Raw genomic sequence first — 24172 nt, 5'->3', positions numbered from 1 at the left:
ATGATCCAATTTTGTGGGATGGGCATCCTTGCCCGTCCTTGATGATTAGCGGGCAATTCGTCCCGCACCACAAGAAATTTTGGGATATTTTTTTGATTGGAAGTCTCTAATAAACCTGTGCTGCATGAGTTGTCATTGCGAGTGAAAGGAAGCAATCTCTTGACAACCGATAAACCACCTAACGCAAAAATCTCTCAAACCCTTATTCCTCTGTGTCCTCTGCGCCTCCGTGGTTGGTTAATCAGGATAATTTATTTCTTGGAAGTCCCTCACTAAATTATTGGGTCTGACGCACCCTATAAGAGATAAAATCCACATTACATATTGAGTAGGGTGCGTCAGATAGAGGAAATCTGTTTTTTACCAAATTATTGGGTCTGACGCACCCTACAAGAGATAAAATCTAAATTACATATTTAGAAAACTTTGTCAATGCGTAAGCACTAGGATCATCTTTTTTGTGGATTTCTCTAATCAAATATTTAATGGTCATTTCCTCATACTTTCGCTTGTCTTTCTATTCTAAGTTGACGGAGTTTTTCTGATAATGATGGGGGATTAAAGCGATCGCTCATCTTCATTAGTTGTGATGTATACATTGTGCCTACGGAGAGCGATAGCGAAGCGCTCCGTAGGAATCGCACTCTTTACTGAAAAATCACTACAAATACTCAGTTTTACAATGATTGAATTTCTTGTTGTAAATCTCGAACTTGTTCAACAGATAATTCAGTGACTTCAGCAATTTGCTCTAAATTCATACCAATTCGTAATAAATTTATAGCCAATTTTCTTGTTGTTTCAGCCTTACCTTTGGCTTCACCTTCAGCTTTGCCTCTGGCTTCACCTTTAGCTTCACCTTCTTCAAGGATGTCTTGATAAATTACTGATTCGCGCATAATCTCACTCCTGAAAATTTTCTTGATTACATTTCTATTTAACACCAACCCGGCTAAAATACTGCTGGCAGCAGCTATATCCCTTTGTTGTTGTTGATCTTTAATTTTTTCGACTGCTTGTGCTACCTGGCTCAATACCATTGTAGGATCTTCTGTCTGACTTAGCACGGCAAATGGTAATAAACCGGGCGCGGTCATAAATTGTTCTGTTGGTTGTTCCCATAGACGGATTACTTCAAACTCATGGTAAGTTTTGTTTAATCTGAAACTATTCTCATGGACTAATTCAGAATCTGTTTTTCTCAAATAAATCACTACTTGACGCATCTGTTTGTCAGGAAAACGCCGATAACCTCTAACTCGATAATCTAACATCCTAAAGGGTATATTTTTATTACCATCGGTCTGAAATTCAATATGTAATATTAAGTTCTCTGATTGTAATAAAATTAACGAATCGGCGCGAATTGGTTCGTTTGATAATTCTGTTGGACTCAGTTCTGTTAATTCGACTGGTGAACCTAGTAACCATGTAGCTAAGTCTGCTTGGAAGTTTTCGGCGAGATATTTACAGATGTTGTCATACATTGGATTTTACAACTTTAATAGTTTATTAATTACGCGCTCTTTTGTATTATACTAGCGAGTCCTAAGCATTGCCTAAATTTTCCAAGAAATAACTTTCTCTTGAATATTTTTAACAGCTATGGTAAGGGTAAATAAACTATACGATCTTGATATTCACCATCTTCTGAAGCTAAAGCAACTAAGATTAATTCTTCTATATTTTCACCAACACTTAAATTAGGATTGAGAATGAAAATTCCTGGTATGTGACGATTCACAGCCATGTGATCAGCTAAATGTACAGGCATAGAAGTACGGTTATTTGTGACTAATACGAAATTATTCTCCTCACACCAACAGAGAATTTCAGGATCAAGTGTCCCTTTCGGTGGTATTCCTGGTTCTCCTATTACCTGAACAACAATATCAGGTTCTTTGAGTTTAATTTGTTTTGGATATAAAGGATTGATATTTTCATCAATCAAATATTTAATGGTCATTTCCTTATACTTTTGCTTGTCTTTCTATTCTCAGTTGACGGAGTTTTTCTGATACTGGTGGGGGATTAAGTCTCTGTTCTTCTCTCATTCTATGACCATGTTCTATCCAGTTCTTCATGTAATCGCTGATAGTTTCTTTGTTTTGCAAATAGTAAAGAATAGTGGCATAGACTTGTTCTAAAGAAAGTGATTGATATATTTGAGCAATCTCTTCTGGAGAACGTCCACAATCAATGTATTCATAAAGTATTGTCTCAATTCCTATTCTGGAGTTTTTTAGTCTAATATCTCCAGGAAAAAGAAAATTGAAATACTCAGTAATATCCTTCTTAGGAATAATTTGAGGAATAGTTTGGCTGTTCATAAATTTGAAACTATAATTTTCAAAGATTTGGGAATTAACAGATTAGATTAATTATAACTTAACAGATTTTATTTATCGCCGAAACCAACCACTTAGCCAACGCCACAACCGACGCAACCAACCCCAAAACCCATGCTGAGAAACTACAGGTTTTTTAGGTTGAGAAAGACCCTCAATTTTATCATTGCAATCTTGCACATCGGCATCAAGTCCCATTGTCTGATATAGTTCCCGCGCATTGCGATAAGCCTCCAGTGCGTCTTGTTCCCTATCTAGTCCCAGGGAGTCGTAAGCATCACCTAAATTGTTGAGAGACAAACTTTCCCCTAGAACATCGCCAATTTCCCTGCTGATATCCAAAGATTGCTGGTAGAAAGCGATCGCCCTTTCGTACTGTCCCAGGGAGCCGTAAGCATTACCTAAACCCAATAGAGAAATACTTTCGTCTAAGCGATGGCCTATCTCCCTATTTATATTCAAGGACGGCTGATAGAACTCAATCGCTCTTTCGTGCTGTCCCAGTTTATTGAAAGCAAGACCCAAATTGATTAAGGTAGAACCTTCGCCAAGGCGATCTTTTATCTCTTTACATATCTCCAAAGACTCTTGGAGAAACTCAATCGCCTTTTGGGAATCTCCCAGAAAGCAGTAAGCAAGACCCAAATTATTTAAAGAATCACCTTCGCCTTTGCGATATCCTATCTCTCTAAATATCTTGAAAGACTGCTGATGGAACTCAATTGCTCTTTCGTACTGGCTCAATTCGTGGTAAGTAAGACCCAAGCTCTTTAAGGAAATACCTTTGCCTGTTTGATCACCTATCTCTATAGCTATATCCAAAGACTGCTGGAGAAACTTGATTGCTCTTTCGTACTTCCCCATAGACTTGTAAGCATTGCCTAATGAAATGAGAGAAGCGAGATGATTCCAATTTTGTCTATCATCAATTTCCGACCATTTATTTACCAACTGCTCATATAATTCCACTTGGTTAGCATAATAACCCCGCAATTTCAAAAAATCATTGCAATGCCAAATTGCCTCAAATGCTGAATCATAATCTGCCAATTGGTAAAAATGATAAAAGATTTCTAAATATTCCTGAATATCATCTTTGGTTTGCCAAGGTTGTTGTTTAGCAATTGACTGATAATATTTAATAGCTGTTTGATGTGCTTCTGTCTGATCACCAGCCTTATATCGCACATATTCCAAAACCACAGGCTGAAACTCAAACCATCTGCCATCATCAATCAGTTTTTCTGATAAAAAAGAACGCTTGACAAGATTTCTTAATTCTTTCTCAATCTCGGTTTCTGAACTTCCTAAACATACAGCTACCGCAGCCTTACTATTTACCGCCCCACGAAAAACATTCATTTCAATATTATTTTGGTGATTGGGGTTAGATTCATTTGTCATAGCTTACAGCAGGTAAATGGTGGATGTTGTAGCTGCGAACTCGAAAGATGGCGCGACATTGTATAAATTGTAGGGATTTATCAGGTGTTAACTTAAGCTACAAATGGCTTATTTGTTTGGCTTCCACACCCGCCCAGAAATGAATTTCCGGGCTAATAGCTAAAGTTTACTAAAGTAAACTGAGGATTTAGATAATTCTTAGTCATCTTTAGATGACTTTTGCTATTAGACTGGGAATTCATTCCCAGGCGGGCTATGGGTTTTACGTTAAGTTGACACCAATGAGCATTGCTAAACCCCTACCTGTGAAATGTGACTGATTAAAAAGTTACACTATCAGCTTCAATTTTACCCACCTGCTTAACCGTGCTGTTATCGTAAGCATTAGCGCTCATTTGAATATTGTCACCAGGTTTATCAATCTCTGCTTGTAAAATCTTGGCTATTTCTTCAGCGAGCGCTGTATCCGCTTCCAAAATCTTCTTCAGTTGGTTCTGCAAACTTGCTTTTGAAAGTTCATCATCGGGATTTTTAGCTACATCCTCCGCTGCTTCCTTTGCTGCTTCCTTGGCTTCTATCTTCGGCTGCAACTTAGCCCAAATCGTTTTCGCCCTATTCCACACATCCTCACCTACTTTTTGAGATGCACCTTCTGCGACTTTATTACCCATTGTCATCAGAAAAGGCATACAGGGGGCGATTAACTTAACGATCGCAGCAACAGAAGTGACAATATCCATGAATTTATGCGGTTTGACTACTGTTATTTATACAAAGGTATAATAGCGCATTTCTAACAGAGTCAGGGTTAAAACTAAAAAATATTACAAATATAGATTCAATATCACTGTAAAAAACTAATATTTTCAAGCATTCAGCCATTAGCAAGAAATTAACACTGGAGTAATAAACAGACATCACAAAACTAAAAAATGCTATAATAAATGACATCCATGAATATCATTTACATTTCCCAGGAGGAAATATTATGTTATCAACAGAACTTCAACAAGAGTCCATGATCAGCAGAATTGAGAAAATAGTTAATATTTTGATGGAAGAACGTCCTTTATTTAAGGAAGAACTTAACGCAGAGAAAATGATTCACGAGTTATATAATCTATTTCAGCAAAACTTACCTATTGATGAGTTTAATAGTATGCAAGATCAGGACTTAAAAACCCGTTGTAGCGGAATCATGGTGACAGAAGCAGTAGCAGGAACTTTAAATGAATTAACTCCCGAACAAATAGCAATTTTTGATGAAATGATTAAACGGAAATAAAGAACATGGCATATTTATTAGATACCAATATTATCTCCTTAGAACTAAAAAATAATCCCAAAATTAAGCAAAGATTAAAAGAATTTCAATCTCAAGAAGGGTTATTGAGTATCAGTTGCATTACTTTCTTTGAAGTTAAAAGAGGTTTATTTGCAGTAAAAGCAATTAAACAATTAGAAAGATTTGATAATTTCTGTAAGGATTATCAAATCATTTTCTTGGATGATTTAGCGATTTTAGAAAAAGCGTCAGAAATTCATGCAAATCTTAGATTAAGAGGATTACCAATCCAAACAGAGGATATTTTAATTGCTGCAACTGCTATTGTTAAAGGATTTATTCTGGTTTCTAATGATAGCGATTTATTGAGAGTTGAGGGATTAAGTTTAGAAAATTGGTTGCAGGAATAAGTTTTGTGAGTATTTGATGAGAAGAACTCAATGCAAAAAAATAAATCCCCGACTTCTCTAAATAGTCAAGGATTTGGGTGTCAAGTGTTCTTAATTGAGCTACTTAATGCCAACCACAAATACTAGAGATTGACTGGCTGCTTATTTTTGTTGGGTTGGGAATCGCCACTATTGTTAACAGGTTGTGTTGCTAAAAAAGCCTCTTTACCTGTAATCAAGCGAGAGCGCCGATTCCGAGTAATATAATTCCATGCCCACTGAATTACTATTACTAGTTTAGTGTCAAACTCAATTAAGAAATAGATGTGAATTACTAGCCAAAATACCCAAGCAATGAAACCTGTGAGTTTGATGAAGCCTAAATCTACAACGGCTAAATTTTGCCCAATCATTGCCAAACTACCTACATCATTGTATTTAAATTCTGGCAAAGTACGACCTTGAAGCCGTCGTTTGATGAGTTTACCTACATACTCTCCTTGTTGTTTAGCTACGGGGGCAACACCCGGTAAGGGTTTACCATTTTGATGGGAGAAATTAGCTAGATCTCCAATTACGAAAATGTTTTTATAATCCTTGATAGTTAAGTCAGGTTCTACAATTACTCTGGCAGAGAAATCGCACTCTACATCTGTGCGTTCTGCGAGGATTTTCCCCAAAGCCGAACCTTGCACACCCGCTGCCCACAAGATAGTTTTTGAGGGAATTTCTGTCAATTCACCGTTTTGCTTGAAAGTAACAATGTCATTTTCAATATTTGTGACTCTGGTTTGAGTGTGAATAACCACACCCAATTTTTGTAAAGATTCTATTGCTACTTGCGATAATTCTGGGGCAATGTGTGGGAGAATGCGATCGCCCCCTTGTAATAGTAAAATTTTCGTTTCTGTGGTGTCAATGTTACGAAAATCTTCTTTGAGGGTTTGGTATGCCAACTCTGCGATCGCACCTGACAATTCTACACCAGTCGGACCTCCCCCCACAATCACAAAAGTTAACAAAGCCCGACGTTTTGCCGGATCACTTTCTTTTTCTGCGGCTTCAAATGCTGAAAATATCTGCCGACGCATTTCTATCGCATCTTCTACAGTTTTCAAACCAGGGGCAATTTCTTTCCAATTATCCTTACCAAAATAGGAATGATTAGCACCAGTGGCTAGAATTAATGTATCATAAGGTATGGATTCATCACCAAAAATAACTCGTTGCGCTTTAGGATTAATATCAGTTACTTCTCCTAACAACACCTTTGTATTTTTGCTTTTGCTGAATACAGATCGTAGTGGTGCGGAAATATCCGAAGGTGATAGCGTACCTGTGGCAACTTGATATAAAAGCGGCTGAAATAGGTGGAAATTACGTTTATCAATGAGAGTAACATTTACCTTCGCGTTCGCAAGAGCCTTGGCTGCATACAGTCCACCAAAGCCACCACCAACGATAACAATCTCATGTGGTGCATTCTTCTCATTGGGAACAACCATAAACAATATTTCCTTTTGTTAAGAGTCATGTAACCTTTCTTAACAAATATGTAACAATATTATAATATATTTTGCCGTCTATTTAGAACTCTTGAAAAAATACTAAAAGTAGTCAAAGTTACGAATAAATGATTATGAAAAAATATGAGGATAAATGCTGATATAATATTCATGTACATAATGAAATATCAAAATCGGCAAGTGTCAATGGTTAGTAGTCACTTTATTAAAAAAGTCACCTATTGCCCATGATTTCTCTCTTAGCAAATTCTAGTTTTTTCATCTAAAAATGTCTGAACAACAAACAATTAGTCCTTGGAAATATAAACCTTGGTGGTGTCAGCCTTGGTCAATTATCCTCACTGCTGTCACATTAATTGGCGGTAGTTGGTTAATATTTAAAATTCTTTGGGTGACAATTTTAGTAGCTATTCCATTATTAATTTGGATGGGATTTTTTCTGTTAATTTGGCCACAAATGATGATTCGTAGTGGAGTCTTAGAGGATGTTTGAAAAGTTTGGGGCGAATATAATAGAGCATCCGGCTCCCGTCAGGGATACGCTACTACACAAACGAATTCCACCTCCGTGGACTAATTAAAATCAAGGGTTTTGTCTGTGTAGCCGCGACTTCTAGTCGCCAGGATAAGTAATAATTTAGATTTTTCAAACAACCTCTTAAACAAAATGACAGAATAACTAATTTAATAAATCAATCCTCCAATTCTTCTTCCTGACTCCTGACTGGGCGCAGGTCCTGCGCCCCTACCTCCTAGCCCTAATGATATGAATGCTCAAATTTCTATTATTATTCCCACACTCAATGAAGCGAGTAATATTAAGGAAGCAATTACTAGCAGTCAATCCAGTAATAATGTAGAAATAATTGTGGTTGATGGTGGTTCACAAGATCAAACATTATTAATAGCCAAATCCTTAAATGTTCAGGTGATTATTTCTCCTCCCGGACGTGCTAATCAAATGAATGCAGGTGCTATGGCTGCTAGTGGGGAGATTTTGCTGTTTCTCCATGCTGATACTCGTTTACCGACTAATTTCGAGCAGATGATTTGCACAACCTTAGCACAACCGGGAATTGTCGCTGGTGCGTTCGCTTTACGGATAAATGCCCCTGATTGGGGGTTGCGTTTAGTCGAATTTGGGGTAAAATGGCGATCGCATCTTTGGCAAATGCCCTATGGTGATCAAGGTATTTTTCTCACCAAAGATGTATTTCAGCAAGTTGGTAATTTCCCCCAAATGCCAATTATGGAAGACTTTGAACTCATGAGAAAATTAAAGACTCTGGGGAAAATTTATCTATTACCAACACCTGTAATTACCTCACCTCGCAGATGGTTAAAAAAAGGAATTATCCAAACTACTCTTTGGAATCAAATTATTGTCATCGCTTATTTACTAGGGATATCCCCCCATCGAATTCGTAATTGGTACTCTTCTTCAAAATTGTAAATAATTCTTATGGTTATGACATTTTTACCAGAAATAGATTTAGCTTTAGTACAGGAATCTATTAGTGTATCTTCTCTCAGTTTCCTGTCATTTTTACCAAATACTTTACAATGGATTAATAGTCTTGGTGCTTTGGGGGGAATAGTATTTATTGGTATCTACATTATTGCTACTTTGGCTTTTTTACCAGCCGCAATTCTCACTTTAGGTGCTGGAGTCCTTTTTGGGGTAATTTGGGGTTCTTTATATGTGTTTATTGGGGCTACATTAGGTGCAGTAGCCGCATTTTTAGTAGGACGTTATTTAGCTAAAAGTTGGGTAAAAGAGAAAATATCTAGTTATAAAAAATTTGCCATCATTGATAAAGCCGTTAGTAAAGAAGGATTAAAAATAGTCCTATTAGTTCGACTTTCTCCCCTTTTTCCCTTCAACTTATTAAACTATGCTTTCGGAATTACTAGTGTTTCTTTTCAAGACTATTTAATTGGTTCAGTGGGGATGATTCCTGGAACAATTATGTATGTGTATTTTGGTTATTTAGCAGGAGATTTAGCCTTAATTAGCACTCATAATCAACCTGTGAATCTCATCTTGTCCTGGGTAATTAAAATCATTGGGTTAATAGCGACAATTGCTGTGACAATCTATGTTACTAAAATAGCTAAGAAAGCTTTAGACGAAGAAATTTGATTCCGAAGTTTAGTTGCTTATTTACAGAAACTTGAGAAAATCTGTTAAATATCAAACCGACAAAATTTTAATTATAATGTATCTATAAATAACAGATTGTCTAATCACAAACATACTTGATAAGTAGGTGAACACAATAAAACCAATCTGTGTAAAGAAAAGTAAAATCGCCCAAACCCTCTTCACTCTTGCCTTTTGCCTCTTGCCTCTTGCCTTGCCATAACGACGATTTTCAATGCTAACCTACTTACTTGATTCTTCAGAGGTAAAAAAATGTCAAATTCAGAATCTCCAAGAGTCACAATGCGTCCAATGGATGAGTTTAATCAAAAACTAATCAAAAATGTTCATCCCGATAACTGGCTAAATCCCCAACCGGCTGATTATTATGATTTGGTAGTTATTGGTGGGGGAACTGCGGGTTTAGTTGTCGCTGCGGGGGCTGCGGGTTTAGATTTGGGTTTGAAAATAGCATTAATTGAAAAAAATCTCATGGGAGGAGATTGTTTAAATTTTGGTTGTATCCCCTCTAAATGTTTAATTCGTTCTTCTCGTGTAGTTGAAGAAATCAAAAAAGCCAAAGATTTAGGGATTAATATTTCCCAGAAATTTGATGTAGACTTTGCCACAGTTATGGAGAGAATGAGACGTATTCGGGCGAGTATTAGTCATCATGACTCTGTGGAAAGATTTAAAAGTTTAGGAATTGATGTTTTTTTAGGTAATGGTAAATTTAAAAGTCAGAATACTATAGAAGTTGATCAGCAAACCTTAAAATTTAAAAAAGCTGTCATTGCCACGGGTGCTAGGGCTGTGAAACCGAAAATTCGAGGAATTGAAGCGGCAGGTTATTTAACTAATGAAACTGTTTTTTCTCTGACTCAGAAACCGGAAAAATTAGCAATAATTGGTGGTGGTCCTGTCGGTTGTGAATTAGCACAAACATTTCAGCGTTTGGGTTGTGAGGTGACATTATTTCATCGCGGTTCACATATTTTAAATCAGGAAGATCCAGAAGCAGCGGAAATTTTGCAAAAAGTTTTGATTGATGAAGGGATTCGTTTAGTATTAAATTGTCAATTAGAAGAAGTTGTCACAGTTACGGAAGGAAAACGCCTATATTTTTCTGTGAATAGTGAAAGAGATTCAGTGACAGTTGATGAAATATTAGTTGGTGCGGGACGTGCGCCAAATGTGGAAAATTTGAATTTAGAGGTAGTTGGTGTAGAATACGATCAAACCTTCGGTGTGAAAGTAAATGATTATTTGCAAACCACAAATCCGAAAATTTACGCCGCTGGTGATATCTGCATGAATTGGAAATTTACTCATGCGGCAGATGCGGCAGCCCGAATTGTGATTAAAAATACCCTGTTTTCGCCTTTTGGTTGGGGACGATCTAAACTCAGTAGTTTAGTGATGCCTTGGGTGACATATACCAGCCCGGAAATTGCCCATGTGGGGATGTATGCACAGGAGGCGAAAGAATTGGGTATAGAGATAGAAACTATTAAGATACCTTATAGTCGCATAGATCGAGCGATCGCCGATCATGAAGAATCTGGTTTTTTAAAGATTCATCACAAAAAAGGCTCAGATCAAATTCTGGGTGCAACCATAGTTGCTAATCATGCAGGGGAGATGATTTCCGAAATTACCACAGCTATTGTTCATCAAATTGGTTTAAGTAAACTTAGCAGTGTAATTCATCCTTACCCCACCCAAGCAGAAGCCATTAAAAAAGCCGCAGACGCTTATCGCAAGACTTTACTCACACCAAAAACTAAGCAATTATTGGGATTTTTAAGGAAATTTTCTTAAATTAAGAGTTTCAGATCCCCGACTTCTTAAAGAAGTTGGGGATCTTGTTCTTTGTTCTTGAGACTCAAGAAAATATTCATGGTAAAATTCATGAATAGAGAGAAAAAATTGACCCACCTACGGCAGAATTATCAGGACATCAAACAAAATGGAATATAAATCTCTGGCTGTTTTCAGCAGTATTGTGATATTTGGAATCTTAGAAACATTAATTCCCTTTTTTCAATATCATCAAACTTTACTTAAAAGAGTTATTCACAATCTAATTTTAGGTTTAGTAAATTCTTTATTGGTTAACCTCACAGTTATTTTAATCTTAAAATCTCTCTGGAAACCAACTTTATCACAGGGATTTTTTTATGATCTAAATTTACCCTGGTTGCACTTTATTCTCTCTTTTTTGTTGCTAGATTTATATATGTATACGTGGCATAGATTAATCCACACTTGGGGTTTTGCTTGGCGGTTTCACAAAGTTCACCATACAGATAGATGGATGAATATATCCACAGCTTACCGCTTTCATCCGGTAGAAGTAATTGTCTCCAATATTCCCAAAATTGGATTAATTTATCTATTGGGAGTTACCCCAAATGCGTGGATATTATATGAATCTTTATTTGCTATATCCTTAGTTTTTCATCATAGTAATTTTGCTTTACCTTTCAAAATAGATAAATTCCTGAGTTATTTTATTGTTACACCTAATTATCATCGCGCTCATCATTGTCAACTAACAAAATATTTAAATAGTAATTATACAAGTTTATTAACTATCTGGGATATAATATTTCAATCTCGTTATTATCCACCCCAACCAGAAACCATCCAATTTGGTGTACCCGAAGAAACTAGAAATTTTAATGCTATCAGTTTATTAAAATTACCGTTTGTGCCTGTGAATAAATAATCAAATTTACTGTATTATAGGAATAATTCGGCAAACATCTCTTTTTTCCTAGATTAAAATTAATTATTAAATTTGGAGTTTTTCGCTGTGCTGAGTTCACCTTTACCCACAATCAACGCCCTCAAACAACCTACCAGTGATGCTTGGGTAGAGCAAGCGATCGCTAACCTTGATATTATTTTACTAGATCACTCCCACTGTGAACGCAAAGCCGCAGGAGTAGCATTAAATATGATGTTCCGCTATCCCTCTAATGCTAAAATGGTGAGGGAGTTAACAGCGATCGCTCGTGAAGAACTCGAACACTTTGAACTTGTTAATCAATGGCTAGAACGCCGTCAGATCAAACTAGCAGCCCTATCCGCACCCCCCTACGGTGCGGGGTTAAAATCCCAAGTTCGGGGACAAGAACCCCAGAGATTTTTAGACTCCTTACTCGTCACCGGCTTAATAGAAGCCCGCAGTCATGAACGCTTAGGACTCCTAGCTGCTAACTGTCCAGAACCAGAACTAGCTCAATTTTACCGCAGTTTAATGGCATCAGAAGCCAGACATTTTGGGATGTATTGGGTTTTAGCTGACACCTATTATGATCGAAAAATCGTCATGGACAGATTAGACGAATTAGCAGAGGTGGAAAGTCAATTATTATCAACCTTACACCCAGAACCCAGAATACATAGTTAGTCAGTTTTTGCCGGAGTATGGATTAACAACCAAGTTTGCAAATCATTCAAACTCTGAAAATCTAAAAGAGCTTCACTCAATTCTTCTAACACAGACAATGGTAAACCAGAAATAGATTTTATCTTTCTCTGAGATATTTTACCAAACCGCTTTGTTAATTGTCGAATCACCAAATTAATTGTAGCTTGTTCTATGCCTTGTTCTATGCCTTGTTCTAGTCCTTCCTCTAGTCCTTCTTCTCTGCCTTGTTCCAGTCCTTCCTCTCTGCCTTCTTCTTTAATTTCTTGATAAACTCTAGTTTCTTTGAGTGTAATTCCTAACATTGATTCTACCTCCCGACGACTCAGATTTTCAAACTTGTAGACCATGATTGTCGTGATCATCTCCATCATAGCTTGACTTGATGGTGTGACAATCTCCTCATGGGTTCTGGTTAAAATTCCTCAAACTTTGCGTCTTTGCGCCTTTGCGCGAAACATAATTTAACTGTAAAATAGAAAAAACCCCGGAGGTAGAATTACGGTTTACGCACGTCCCCTAGCCAGATTAATCGAACAATTGCAACGGCTACCCGGAGTTGGTCCAAAAAGCGCCCAACGATTAGCTTTGCACATCTTAAAAAGACCAGAAGCAGAGGTAGAGGCTTTAGCTCAAGCACTTATTGACGCAAAAAAACAGATCGGTTTGTGTAAAGTTTGTTTTCACCTTTCATCAGATCCAATCTGTGAAATTTGTCGTCATCCTCAGCGAGATAATACAATTATTTGCGTAGTTGCAGATTCTCGTGATGTGATTGCATTGGAAAAAACCCGTGAATTTAAAGGTAAATATCATGTTTTAGGTGGCGTAATTTCCCCTATGGATGGTATTGGACCAGAACAGTTAAATATTCAGCCTTTAGTCAGACGGGTAAGCGAACAAAAACCCCAAGAGGTGATTTTAGCTATTAGTCCTAGCATCGAAGGAGAAACCACAACATTATACATAGGTCAATTACTAAAACCATTTACAAAAGTCACCCGCATTGCTTTTGGTTTACCTGTAGGTGGTGATTTAGAATATGCTGATGAACTTACCTTAGCTAGAGCATTAGAAGGACGGAGAGAGCTAGATTAAAAGTAGCAAATTTGATTACCAAAATGTTTTTTACCAACTCCCTAGAAAATCAACTGCAAGAGTGGAATAATACCATTAACACTCAGCCAAATAATGCTAATGCTTATGTTCGTCGAGGTATGGTTTATTTTAAATTAGGAAAAATTGCCGAATCAATTCAAGATTTTGATCATGCAGAAAAGTTAGATATTCAAATTACTCCTTATCTGTGGCAACGAGGATTATCTTATTATTATGCAGAACGATTTGCTGAAGGTGCAAAACAGTTTGAAATAGATTTAACTGTTAATGCTCAAGATGTGGAAGAAACTGTCTGGAGATATCTTTGTATAGCTAGATTATCCGGTGTTACAGAAGCTCGTAATTCTTTATTACCTGTGAAAAATGATCCGCGAAAAATCATGAAGTCTGTTTATGATTTATTTGCAGGTAATTGTACAACAGATGATGTTTTGAACGTAGGAAAATTGGCAGGATTAAAAGGTAAGTTTTACAGTCATCTCTATTTGGGTTTATATTATGAAGCTGAGAATAATTTAGAGTTAGCGCAGGAATATATAGTTAAAGCTGCGGATGAGTATAAGCTTGATGATTATATGTGGTATTTAGCAGTAGTGCATAAGCAATTACGGGAATGGGATTAATATAAATATATACATCTCCAGAAATAAAATTTCACGAATCGCTTCCCAGAAATAAATCGTGAGTCGGCTTTTAGAGGATGTTTGAAAAGTGGTATCCCGTAATTTTCATCACATTATTACCCCCTTTTCCCCTTGTAAACGGGGGAAACAATAAAAATCCAGTTCCCTCCCCTTTATAAGGCTACGGTGTACACACAAGTTATCGAATCACCATTATTCCTCAAATTACCCCACCCTAACCCTCCTCTTTGCAAGGGGAGGGAACTAATTTTTCCGGTTTCCCCCCAAAGCATCAGGGGGATTAAGGGTTTTACAAAAAAAATACAGCCCTTCCTGCTGTTATGAGGTACAAACTTTCATCGCCAATCCTGTAGGGGCGCAGGGTCTGCGCCCTTAATTGTGTTGCATTCAACCTGCAACTGCTGTAAGATAAAAATATCATTAAAGAAATAAGGTTCTTCGGTTATTTTTATGGAAACCCTGGTTCAAAATCATTGAAAGCCCTATTGTGTAGGCATTTCATTGAAAATATGGAAATAATTGTTTATAACCCTTGTCCCGTAAGGGTTTTGTTATCATCAATCCTCAATCACCATAAAAGAGACGCAAGAGCCAGAAATAAGTCCGAGTTATATAGTAATCCTAAATTAGTTATGAAAAACAAGATCCCCGACTTCTCTAAGAAGTCGGGGATCTGACTCTGGTAATGTTCACAAATCAAATAGGATTGCTATAGTTGTAAAAAATATAGACAAATATCTTTTACTTTGAACGTTTTACCTTTACTGGGAAAACTATACTCAACACGGCTTAATTATTTGATTCTGTAGGTAGGGGTTTAGCAGTGCTAAACCCCTACAAATCAGGGTTGTTCGTGATTTTACAAAAGTCCATCTCTCAACCGTGTTTAGTATACTAGCGATCGCCCAAGCATTTACTTGTCAGTTCCTAAGAGGATGTTTTAAAAGTGGTATTTCGTCATTTTCATCGCTTTTTTACCCCCCTTTCCCCTTATAAAGAAGGGAAACAATAAAAATCCAGTTCCCTGCCCTCACAGACAACTTTTTCAGCAAACCCTATTTAGTCATCAAAAGACAAGTTTTGCTATGAGACTGGGAATTCATTCCCAGTCGGGCTATGGGTTTTGCGTTAAGTTGACACCAATGTTGAAGGCAGAGCCTTCTGTAATTCATTCCTATACAGAGTATGGGAACGAGAAATAAAAATCAACTATTCACCACAGGAACGAGGGGATAAAAGTCCAGAATTGACGCGAAATTCCCCCAGATATGTTTCTAAAATCTGAAATTGGGAAATATTCAAGCTGTAATAAATCCAGCGTCCCTCTTGACGGGAATTTACTAGACTTGCTTCTTTGAGGGTTTTGAGATGAAAAGAAAGTTTTGATTGATTTATTTCTAAAGCATCACATAAATCACATACACATAGTTCACGCTGACGCAGAAGTTCTATAACACTGATTCTAATGGGATCTGATAGGGCATGAAAACCCGATACTATTAAATTGTGAGTGGCAATAGGAAAAGTTAGTGGTTTATTTAAGAGCATTAGGTATCCATCCTCATGATATTTGATTTTCTAGATAGGGTTTGCTGATAGCGTGGCGTTAGCCATACTTCTAGCCCTCACAGACAACTTATTCAGCAAACCCTAGTAGTCTGTCAACCCGAAAATGACGGGTGAAGGCAAGCAGGGGGAGAAGAGAGGCAGGGCAGGGGAGGGAAGAACATAAAGAAGAAATGAACCACGAAGGACGCAAAGAGAGCGAAGGAAGAAGGAAGAGGAAAAATTTATTTACCCGTCAATTATACTCAACACGGCTTAATTATTTGATTTAAGCGGGTAGGGGTTTAGCGGTGATCATTGGTGTCAACTTAACGGTACAGCCTCCCAAATTAAAACTGATACTAATCGCACTGGATATTTACATGGATTTGAACGATATTTACCCATGATGATAATTTCATCTTTATAATAAGTGCATTGAGATAATACTTGTTTAACTTTATAATTTGTTTTTTCTTTTATTCTGGTAATAAAGTACTTTTTACTCTCGGTTAATTTGTCAAACCAATTAAAGCTGAAAAATCCTAGATCCACTATTATCAAGCCTCTTTCTGGCAGTTTATCTAACAAATCTTTTCCCCGGTTTTGGTCATGACTTTTGGGATTTTGTTAATACCATAATTTGACGGGATTTTGGGTAAAAGCTTCGACAATTATCATGATTTTCCCACCTAATTTTGATGAATTATCTTCGCTTATTTTTAATCTTTTTGATAATGCTTGTTTGCTAACTTCTATTGGTTATACCCATAATAAGTAGGTGAACACAATAAAACCAAACTGTGTAAAGAAACGTAAAATCGCCCAAAACCTCTTTACTCTTGCCTTTTGCCTCTTGCCTCTTGCCCTGCCATAACGACAATTTTCAACGCCAACCTACTTAATCCTTCTTCTTTTAATACTCTTACTGCTTCTGATAATCCCGCTATTTGTCGATAAACTAAACTGAGAATTAAGTAGGTGAACACAATAAAACCAAACTGTGTAAAGAAACGTAAAATCGCCCAAAACCTCTTTACTCTTGCCTTTTGCCTCTTGCCCTGCCATAACGACAATTTTCAACGCCAACCTACTTAGTGCTACCATTACTGGTAAGTTTAGCAATCTATCTCTCATCGGTTTATCATTGTTTCCTGGTAAATATTTTAATTGTGTAAATAGACTTGGTTGTAGATATTTTGTTAATTCTTCTTCAATTTGTGGTAATGATGGCGATGGAGTTTGTTGCTGACGACGCAAATCTGGATTCCCATTTTTTCTTTTTCTTGTTTGAGTCATAATTTTTGACCCTGTGAGTGTTTTTCATAATTTTATTATCCTCTTTTTTGGTTCAAATGCGATTCCTTCGGTGAGCTAGGCACATCACCCTCTTGAACAAGAGCGATCGCAAAGCGCGACCTAGGAATCGCCTATAGCAGTTCATTCCGCGCCATCGCTCTTGTTCTCCTCCTTATTTATTAAGGGTTTTACGTTAAGTTGACACCAATGAAGCTCTTGCTTTACCCCTACGTTTAGAATCAAACAATCAAGCCGTTTTGAGTATAGCCATAACCCAACATTATTAAGGATTTTGTTGGGGTTCGTTCCGATTGCTCCGCAACGCTAAAGCGAACAACCCAACCTACATTTCCTTAACCGACTGAAGGACTTTCAGAAAGGGAGTATGCGGCTAAAAAAGAAATAGCAGCATGGCAAATTATTGACAGATTAGCGGCAATTTTTCCTGGTTTAGATACTGGGTTAGATTATTTGGAAATTGGGACTCCACGTACTCACAGACGCTTTTTAGGATGGATAGATGGCATTTATGGAGCAATCGGAAATAGATCCCCGACTTCTTCACAACGATTTCCAATCATATAAAGTACATCTTAGCCCCCTCATCGCTTGCGGGGAGGGGGTTGGGGGTGGGGTTCTTGTTCCGGGTTTGATGACAATTTGCTGTAAGAAGTCGGGGATCTGATATTTAGTGAAATAAGTTTTTAGGGGGGAAGCTGACCTTTTTAGGCACGTATTCAGAACAGTCTATGGCTTCTTCTGTAAGAACAGTATCAGGCTTGACGGCACATTTTAAATAATGGTTATTGGCAAAAAATTGACATTTTTTACAGGGGACTTTTTGTAGAATTTTGTTTTTTATGCAGACCTTATCATCTGCATTGGTGCGGATTTTATGAAAAAGCAGGAGAAAAATAGCCCAAACAAAAATAAATCCCAGAGGAGCTAACGATAGTGCTAAATCTGGTATTTGGATGTTGTGATATTGCACTTGGACTTTTTCTTGTTGAACTGCACCTTGAGCAATGGACAAGTTGGTATTGTCGGTCATGAATGTATTTCCCAATACCTGCTCTATATACATCTTATTTTCCTTAATTATCTATAATGGTTCTTACAACAATTTTCGTTTTCATGGAATACAATGAAGAGCGAAGGACATAATGGAGGGCGCAGGCCCTGCGCCCCTACGGGTTTTGCGATAGAAAACTGTACCTGATAACATCAGAAAGTGCTGTAATTAAAAAATGTGACAGAACCAAGTGGCAAGCTCCTCAATATAAAGTCTGTTTTAATTGTGACTGATGTTTGATTTTGAAACTTTTAATTTAAGTCTATGCTTTGTTTGAGTAAAGCTGTATATGGCTTCTGATTATAGGTTTATCAAAAGTAAAGATTAGTTATCTCTGTCAATAGTTTTGTTTTTTATTATGTGAATATATACCTGAAGTAGTACGTGGATATTAAAAATACAGTTGGTAAGAGAACTCCACAAAAAGAAATGCCCAATGTCATTCTGTTCGTGCTGCCATAGGCATTACGAAAGGAAGTGTAGTGAAGAATCTCTTGAGATGCTTCGTTTCGCTATGGCTAACGCCACGCTCCGCGAACGCTACACTCAGCATGACAAAACAGGATCATTTATTTTGCGGCTTACTCTAATAGTTTTTTAAATTTTTGAATTTCTAGAACACCGATACATTAATTTAATTGTAGAGGCAATCCCCCTGTGGTTTTGGGGCAAGCACGGGGGCATTGCCCCTAGAGAGAATTGCCATTTTACGGATTATTAAATCGGTGTTGTAGCTATTCCTGGTTATTTAATCTAGCTTTGATATCAGCAGCGAAGTCTTCATATTTTCTTAAAGGTGTTACTTCTATTTGCACTTTTTGTCCGTTTTTTTTCATGATAGGCAAGTCTAGAAGAATTTGGTCTAATGTGTCTGGAGTGGGAACATCAACAATGACAATTACACGACGAGTACCAACACATTTCCATAAATCAACCACTATTCCGGCTTGTTTGGCTTGGAGGGCGACATCTGCTTCTTCACTCCATAAGGCAAATAGTTCTTGTTGATTTATGTTATCGGGGTATTCAACATGAAAATCTAAATGATATAGCATAAGTAGGTTGGCGTTGAAAATTGTCGTTATGGCAAGGCAAAAGGCAAGAGGCAAGAGGCAAGAGTGAAGAGGGTTTGGGCGATTTTACGTTTCTTTACACAGTTTGGTTTTATTGTGTTCACCTACTTAGTTACATTTTCCTGGAAGTTTTTATTTTAAGTAGTGAGACAGAATTAATTACACAATGTCATTGCGTAAGCGTTGCGTGGCGTTAGCCATATGGAACGAAGTGAAATAAAGCAATCGCAAGGGTTGTGATTGCTTCCCTTCCCTCGGAATGACTGTAAATATTTTTGTCCAATTACTTATTAGTTTAAACTAAAATCAGTATAATTCTGAGTTGAAATATCAGCTATTTAACCAGGGGGTATTTCGTCTTCTAGGGGACGAATAATAGTTGCTGGTGGTGCGAGTTCTGGTTGAAAGATTCCTTGTAGTGCTTGTTCTAAGGTGGGTGCCATGATGATGCGATTTTCATAGGCTACGACTACTCTCACTAATGTTGGTAAACTATTTTGTGTGGCTTCTAAATAAATTGGTTCAACATATAGTAATGATTGCTCAATGGGAACTATTAACAGATTACCTTGAATTACTCTGGAACCTTGACGATTCCATAGGGAAATTTGTTGAGAAATAACTGGATCTTGATTTATTCTGGCTTCAATTTGTTCTTGTCCATAAATTAAACGTTCTTTGGGAAAGTTATATAATACTAATTTCCCATAATTTTCACCGTCGGAACGTGCTGCTAACCAAGCGATTAAATTGGTGCGTTGTTTGGGTGTGTAGGGAAGTAGGAGGATGAATTCTTCAAAGGAAACGTTGGGGAGACTGGTTATTAAATAGTAGGGTTCAACTTTACGGCTTTCGTTACCATAGATTTCATTGGGAATCTGCCATTGATCTTCCCGATTATAAAATACCTGGGTATCTGTCATGTGGTAGATCATTAAGCGTTCAGATTGAATTTTGAAATAATCTACTGGATAGCGGAGATGATTGCGGAGATTGATTGGTAAATTATTCAGTGGTTGAAACATTTTGGGAAATATTTTTGACCAAGCCGTAATTAATGGATCGGAGGCATCAGCAATGTAAAATCTTACTGTACCGTTGTTAGCATCAATGACGACTTTAACAGAGTTACGGATATAGTTAATACTATTTTTACCTGTATCTGAGTAAGGATAGCGATCGCTTGTGGTGTAAGCATCAACTATCCAATAAAGATAATTTTCTTTACCGGGAAATTGTTGATTTTGACCATCTATATGGGCATCTGCTACAACTAAATAAGGATCACTATCAAATTTTAAAAAAGGGGCAATGGTGCGAATTCGTTGGTTAATATTCCGCCGTAATAATATTTTAGTTTCTGGTAAAAAATCTCTGGTAAATATCATTTTCCAGTCTTTTAAATATATGGAAAATAGCCATCTTCGCCATAGAGAGTTGATATGAATACCCCCTAATCCATCATAACTATTATAAACATTATCGCTGCCACTGGGATAATCTAATTCTTTAACTTTTGTCCCAGTCATGACGTGAGTATTACTAATTTCTCCATAATAAATTCGGGGTTGTCCGATGGGAATACTGGCACGAATATTAGGACTAGAAGTATTTAAGACGCTATTATTTTGGCTAATATCTTTGACAAAATATTCTGGTAATCCACCAGCAGCAACAGTATTGACGGGACTCATAGTTAAGCCATAACCATGAGTATAAATCATATTTTGGTTTACCCATGTTTGTGCTTGGAGGGGAACATCTGGATAATTTAATTCTCTCGCTGCAATTAGTACCTGTTGTTTTTCTTGATCACCGTTATTTTTAATTAAATATCTATCAATATCAGCATCGGGAAATTTATAATAAGGGCGAATTTGTTGTAACTGACGGTTAGTTTTTAATAATGGTTCTTGATCCCAAAGCCGAATATTTCTAATTGTCAATTCATTGGCTTTGATATCTGCTTCTGTGAGTTTTCCTGTGGGGTTAAATATTTGAGAGTCAATGACATCTAAATTAAATGCTTGACGAGTTAGGGCGATATTTCGCATTATATAAGGTTGTTCTTTTTGTAATTCATTTGGCTCAACAATAAAACTTTGTACAGCCATAGGTATAATAAAATTACCTATGAATATCAAAGTTATATAAATACCTAAAGCATAACTTACCCGGCGATGATGTGAAGATTTTTGTTGCCAAAATACGGTTAACCATAATAAGTATGAGGCTATAGCTACTGATAAAATATATAGTATTGTATCTGCTGGTAATTGGGCTTTAACATCAGTATAACTAGCTCCATAACTGACACCACGAACCGAGTAAAGTAGTTGATAACGACTGAGCCAATAATTTAAAGATACGACTAACATTAAACAGCCGACTAATCCCGATAAATGGCGCATTTGTGGAGAAGAAAATCCGGGAAAAACGGCTTGACTGAGACTATTTGCTGATAATAAATAGGTGAGAATGACGCTAATACAAGCATATAGGGATAATCCTATTAACCAAAATCCTAAAAGTTCCCAAATGGGGAGATGGAAAATATAAAAACTGATATCCTTGCCAAATAATGGTTCAGGATGATCAAAGGAAATAGGATGAAAAGATAAGAGAATTTTTGCCCAATGTTGAGATAGTATCCAGCCAAAGATAAGACTAAAAATAATAGCGATCGCTCTGAAGCACAATTTGCTATAAATTAATATAGCCATAGATAATCCCCCCAATAGTCCTAAAGACCAAGGTTGAGAAATTATCTGTCTTCCCAACTGTAAAATTATCTCGGCTCGAAATAATAGTGGTACTGATAAACTAGATTGATTAACTTTCTCTAACCAATAGGAGAGGGCAATGTTTCCATAGTGTATTAGCATCAGGCACAGTAAAAAAATTAACCCTAATATTAGAGGTAAGAGCGATCGCAATTTAATTTTACTGGTATAATTTTGCCATTGAGGGGATTGATTATTTCTGGGATATTGAGGACTAAGAAAACTCGTTAATCTTTGACTAATTTTTAGTTCCTGTACCGGAATAGAATGAGAAAAAGGGGGATATTTCAACCTCTCAGCTAAAGTCAGATTTCCTAATAAGTAAATGGCGCTCAAACTCACAATAAACAACCATAAACTCCCCTGAGTTAACAATCTTTGCAAAAATACTTCTATATAACCAACTTCCTGAAACCAAAAAATTTCCGCACCCAAATAAGCAGCTATATATAAGAATAGCCACAAACTCAAACATCCTATAAAAACTCTAATAGTTTTCATTTTTAAACCATTTAATGTCATTTGTCACTAGGATTTTAGAAGGTGTTTTAAAAGTTATGGTTGATGTATCAAATATTTTTTACCCCACCCTAACCCTCCCCTTACTAAGGGGAGGGAACTGGATTTTTATTGTTTCCCCCCTTTATAAGAAAGGGGGGTAACAATGTGATGAAAATTACGGGATACGACTTTTCAAACATCCTCTTAAACATTCCTGGATAAATCTTTGAGGAATTTCTCTACTTTCTCCCCAGTGTTGATGAATATAAGAAGCATGAACATTGGGTAAATTCCAACCTTCAAAACCTGTATTTTCATCACAATCATAGCGATAGGTATTAAATAATGGTTGGGGAGAATTAGTGATTACATGAGAACGATGAAATTCATGTCCAAAAATGTTTTTATTGCTATCAAGTAAAAAAGTATTTTCTAAAACTACTGCGCGACGATATCCTAATGTTAATCTTTTATCCATTTGTGCATAAGTGGGTAATATTCCTACCATTGACCAAGAGTTACCATCAAAATCAATAATTTTTTCACACAAATACATCAATCCTCCACATTCCGCAATTGTGGGTATTCCTCCTAAAATTGAGTTTTTGACTGCTTGTATTAGGCTGGTATTTTTAGATAATTGTTGTGCGAATACTTCAGGAAACCCTCCACCAAAATACATTCCTTGGATATCTTTGGGTAATTGATCATCATTTAATGGACTCCAAAATACTAATTCTGCTCCTAATTCTTCTAGTAGATCTAAGTTATCTTGATAGTAAAAATTAAAGGCTTGATCTCGCGCTACAGCAATTCTTACAGCAGAATTGGGAGTTGAGAATTGAGAATTGGGAATTGGGGAAGATGCTGATTTTAAAAGTGGGAGAAGTTTATCCCAATCAAAGTAAATATCACCTAAATCTGCCAAACTATTAATTATTTGATCTAATTCTGCTAGTTCTGCGGTGGGAATTAAACCCAGATGACGGTCAGGAATGGTAATATTATCTTGTCGTCGTAAGACACCGAGTATGGGTAATTGTAAAGGTGAAAGGGCAGCTTTTAATAATGATAAATGCCGATCGCTTCCGACTCGATTTAAGACTAATCCAGCAACTTTAATTCTACTATCTAAAGAACAATAACCGTGAGCGATCGCAGCTACTGAACCCGATAAACGACTACAATCAATTACTAATATTATTGGTATATCTAATAATCTAGCAACGTGGGCTGTACTTGCAAAGTCGGTTTTTTCATTTGTGTTTGACAAATGGCTAATACCATCAAACAAACCCATTACCCCTTCAACTAAAGTATATTCAGACTGGGGAGAATGATGGTGAAAACATTGCTGCACATAACTTTCTGAAGTTAGCACAGCATCTAAATTTCGGCAAGGAAGACCAGTAACATATTGATGAAACATCGGATCAATATAATCGGGCCCCACCTTAAAAGATTGCACTTTTACACCACGACGACGTAAAGATGCTAATAGGGTAAGTGTAACTGTTGTTTTCCCGACTCCACTCCGTTCTCCAGCAATAATTATAGACATAGATTAGCAATTAAAAATTAACAATTAAAAATAAAGACTGGGCG

General features: G+C 36.8%; 22 protein-coding genes and 3 pseudogenes. 11 read left to right on the top strand and 14 right to left on the bottom strand.

Annotated elements, in window-relative coordinates; all coding sequences use genetic code 11:
* Positions 1–677: 677 nt before the first annotated feature.
* The 5 genes from AN486_RS10765 to AN486_RS10745 all read right to left on the bottom strand — a co-directional run bounded on the left by AN486_RS10765 (position 678) and on the right by AN486_RS10745 (position 4492).
* Positions 678–1487, bottom strand: a complete 810-nt coding sequence (locus AN486_RS10765) for an Rpn family recombination-promoting nuclease/putative transposase (protein WP_053540030.1) — start codon at positions 1485–1487, stop codon at positions 678–680.
* Between the two features lie 116 nt (positions 1488–1603).
* Positions 1604–1966: a DUF5615 family PIN-like protein gene (locus AN486_RS10760; RefSeq protein ID WP_053540031.1), complete on the bottom strand. Its 363-nt coding sequence runs from the start codon at positions 1964–1966 to the stop codon at positions 1604–1606.
* A 4-nt stretch (positions 1967–1970) separates the two neighbouring features.
* The gene (locus AN486_RS10755) at positions 1971–2330 is read right to left on the bottom strand and encodes a DUF433 domain-containing protein (RefSeq protein ID WP_053540032.1); all 360 of its coding nucleotides are present in this window, start codon (positions 2328–2330) and stop codon (positions 1971–1973) included.
* Between the two features lie 72 nt (positions 2331–2402).
* Complete coding sequence (locus tag AN486_RS10750; RefSeq protein WP_290600567.1) at positions 2403–3752, bottom strand: tetratricopeptide repeat protein; 1350 nt, start codon at positions 3750–3752, stop codon at positions 2403–2405.
* A 320-nt stretch (positions 3753–4072) separates the two neighbouring features.
* A complete protein-coding gene (locus AN486_RS10745) occupies positions 4073–4492 on the bottom strand; it encodes a hypothetical protein (protein ID WP_234413220.1) in 420 nt (139 codons plus the stop codon).
* Between the two features lie 248 nt (positions 4493–4740).
* On the opposite strand from AN486_RS10745, the gene AN486_RS10740 reads away from it, so the two are divergent.
* Together AN486_RS10740 and AN486_RS10735 are read left to right on the top strand one after the other, a co-directional pair.
* Positions 4741–5037 carry a hypothetical protein gene (locus tag AN486_RS10740; RefSeq protein ID WP_168636556.1) on the top strand — a complete coding sequence of 99 codons (297 nt, stop codon included), beginning with the start codon at positions 4741–4743 and terminating at the stop codon, positions 5035–5037.
* Positions 5038–5042: 5 nt separating this feature from the next.
* A complete protein-coding gene (locus tag AN486_RS10735) occupies positions 5043–5447 on the top strand; it encodes a type II toxin-antitoxin system VapC family toxin (RefSeq protein WP_290600565.1) in 405 nt (134 codons plus the stop codon).
* A gap of 122 nt (positions 5448–5569) precedes the next feature.
* Here the strand turns inward: AN486_RS10735 and AN486_RS10730 are convergent, their stop codons facing one another.
* The gene (locus AN486_RS10730) at positions 5570–6931 is read right to left on the bottom strand and encodes an NAD(P)/FAD-dependent oxidoreductase (protein ID WP_039200825.1); all 1362 of its coding nucleotides are present in this window, start codon (positions 6929–6931) and stop codon (positions 5570–5572) included.
* 289 nt (positions 6932–7220) lie between these two features.
* Between AN486_RS10730 and AN486_RS10725 the strand changes: the two genes are divergently transcribed.
* From AN486_RS10725 to AN486_RS10700, 6 genes are all read left to right on the top strand, one after another.
* A complete protein-coding gene (locus AN486_RS10725) occupies positions 7221–7445 on the top strand; it encodes a DUF6737 family protein (RefSeq protein WP_053540036.1) in 225 nt (74 codons plus the stop codon).
* Positions 7446–7718: 273 nt separating this feature from the next.
* Positions 7719–8405, top strand: coding sequence for a TIGR04283 family arsenosugar biosynthesis glycosyltransferase (locus AN486_RS10720; RefSeq protein WP_053540037.1), 687 nt, complete (start codon positions 7719–7721; stop codon positions 8403–8405).
* Positions 8406–8414: 9 nt separating this feature from the next.
* Positions 8415–9095: a TVP38/TMEM64 family protein gene (locus AN486_RS10715; RefSeq protein ID WP_290600562.1), complete on the top strand. Its 681-nt coding sequence runs from the start codon at positions 8415–8417 to the stop codon at positions 9093–9095.
* Between the two features lie 273 nt (positions 9096–9368).
* Complete coding sequence (locus AN486_RS10710) at positions 9369–10916, top strand: mercuric reductase (protein ID WP_190384017.1); 1548 nt, start codon at positions 9369–9371, stop codon at positions 10914–10916.
* A gap of 148 nt (positions 10917–11064) precedes the next feature.
* Positions 11065–11826, top strand: coding sequence for a sterol desaturase family protein (locus AN486_RS10705; RefSeq protein WP_290600559.1), 762 nt, complete (start codon positions 11065–11067; stop codon positions 11824–11826).
* A gap of 87 nt (positions 11827–11913) precedes the next feature.
* The gene (locus AN486_RS10700) at positions 11914–12513 is read left to right on the top strand and encodes a tRNA isopentenyl-2-thiomethyl-A-37 hydroxylase MiaE (RefSeq protein WP_039201206.1); all 600 of its coding nucleotides are present in this window, start codon (positions 11914–11916) and stop codon (positions 12511–12513) included.
* Here AN486_RS10700 and AN486_RS10695 read toward each other — a convergent pair.
* Positions 12510–12970, bottom strand: a pseudogene (locus tag AN486_RS10695) (DUF4351 domain-containing protein); the annotation flags it as partial. The gene AN486_RS10700 and the pseudogene AN486_RS10695 overlap by 4 nt on opposite strands.
* Positions 12971–13029: 59 nt before the next feature.
* Here AN486_RS10695 and recR point away from each other — a divergent pair.
* Together recR and AN486_RS10685 are read left to right on the top strand one after the other, a co-directional pair.
* A complete protein-coding gene (recR, locus tag AN486_RS10690) occupies positions 13030–13629 on the top strand; it encodes a recombination mediator RecR (RefSeq protein WP_081424264.1) in 600 nt (199 codons plus the stop codon).
* A 23-nt stretch (positions 13630–13652) separates the two neighbouring features.
* The gene (locus AN486_RS10685; protein WP_168636563.1) at positions 13653–14273 is read left to right on the top strand and encodes a tetratricopeptide repeat protein; all 621 of its coding nucleotides are present in this window, start codon (positions 13653–13655) and stop codon (positions 14271–14273) included.
* Positions 14274–15503: 1230 nt separating this feature from the next.
* Here the strand turns inward: AN486_RS10685 and AN486_RS10680 are convergent.
* From AN486_RS10680 to AN486_RS10670, 3 genes and pseudogenes are all read right to left on the bottom strand, one after another.
* Positions 15504–15842, bottom strand: coding sequence for a metalloregulator ArsR/SmtB family transcription factor (locus AN486_RS10680; RefSeq protein WP_053540043.1), 339 nt, complete (start codon positions 15840–15842; stop codon positions 15504–15506).
* A 321-nt stretch (positions 15843–16163) separates the two neighbouring features.
* A pseudogene (locus AN486_RS10675) lies at positions 16164–16451 on the bottom strand (transposase); the annotation flags it as partial.
* A gap of 285 nt (positions 16452–16736) precedes the next feature.
* On the bottom strand, positions 16737–17138 hold the full coding sequence (locus AN486_RS10670) for a hypothetical protein (RefSeq protein ID WP_053540045.1): 402 nt from the start codon (positions 17136–17138) through the stop codon (positions 16737–16739).
* Between the two features lie 363 nt (positions 17139–17501).
* On the opposite strand from AN486_RS10670, the pseudogene AN486_RS10665 reads away from it, so the two are divergent.
* Positions 17502–17678, top strand: a pseudogene (locus AN486_RS10665) (carotene isomerase); the annotation flags it as partial.
* A gap of 148 nt (positions 17679–17826) precedes the next feature.
* Here AN486_RS10665 and AN486_RS10660 read toward each other — a convergent pair.
* From AN486_RS10660 to AN486_RS10645, 4 genes are all read right to left on the bottom strand, one after another.
* Complete coding sequence (locus tag AN486_RS10660) at positions 17827–18222, bottom strand: hypothetical protein (protein WP_053540046.1); 396 nt, start codon at positions 18220–18222, stop codon at positions 17827–17829.
* Between the two features lie 722 nt (positions 18223–18944).
* On the bottom strand, positions 18945–19265 hold the full coding sequence (locus tag AN486_RS10655) for a muconolactone Delta-isomerase family protein (RefSeq protein WP_053540047.1): 321 nt from the start codon (positions 19263–19265) through the stop codon (positions 18945–18947).
* 356 nt (positions 19266–19621) lie between these two features.
* On the bottom strand, positions 19622–22567 hold the full coding sequence (locus tag AN486_RS10650) for a UPF0182 family protein (protein WP_290600554.1): 2946 nt from the start codon (positions 22565–22567) through the stop codon (positions 19622–19624).
* 175 nt (positions 22568–22742) lie between these two features.
* Positions 22743–24128 carry a cobyrinate a,c-diamide synthase gene (locus tag AN486_RS10645; protein WP_290600552.1) on the bottom strand — a complete coding sequence of 462 codons (1386 nt, stop codon included), beginning with the start codon at positions 24126–24128 and terminating at the stop codon, positions 22743–22745.
* Positions 24129–24172: the final 44 nt, after the last annotated feature.

This window comes from Anabaena sp. AL93 (assembly GCF_001672085.1).
Taxonomy (GTDB): Bacteria; Cyanobacteriota; Cyanobacteriia; order Cyanobacteriales; family Nostocaceae; genus Dolichospermum; species Dolichospermum heterosporum.
Note: the sequence above shows the minus strand (reverse complement) of the source record. Positions and strands in the feature narration are given on the sequence as shown.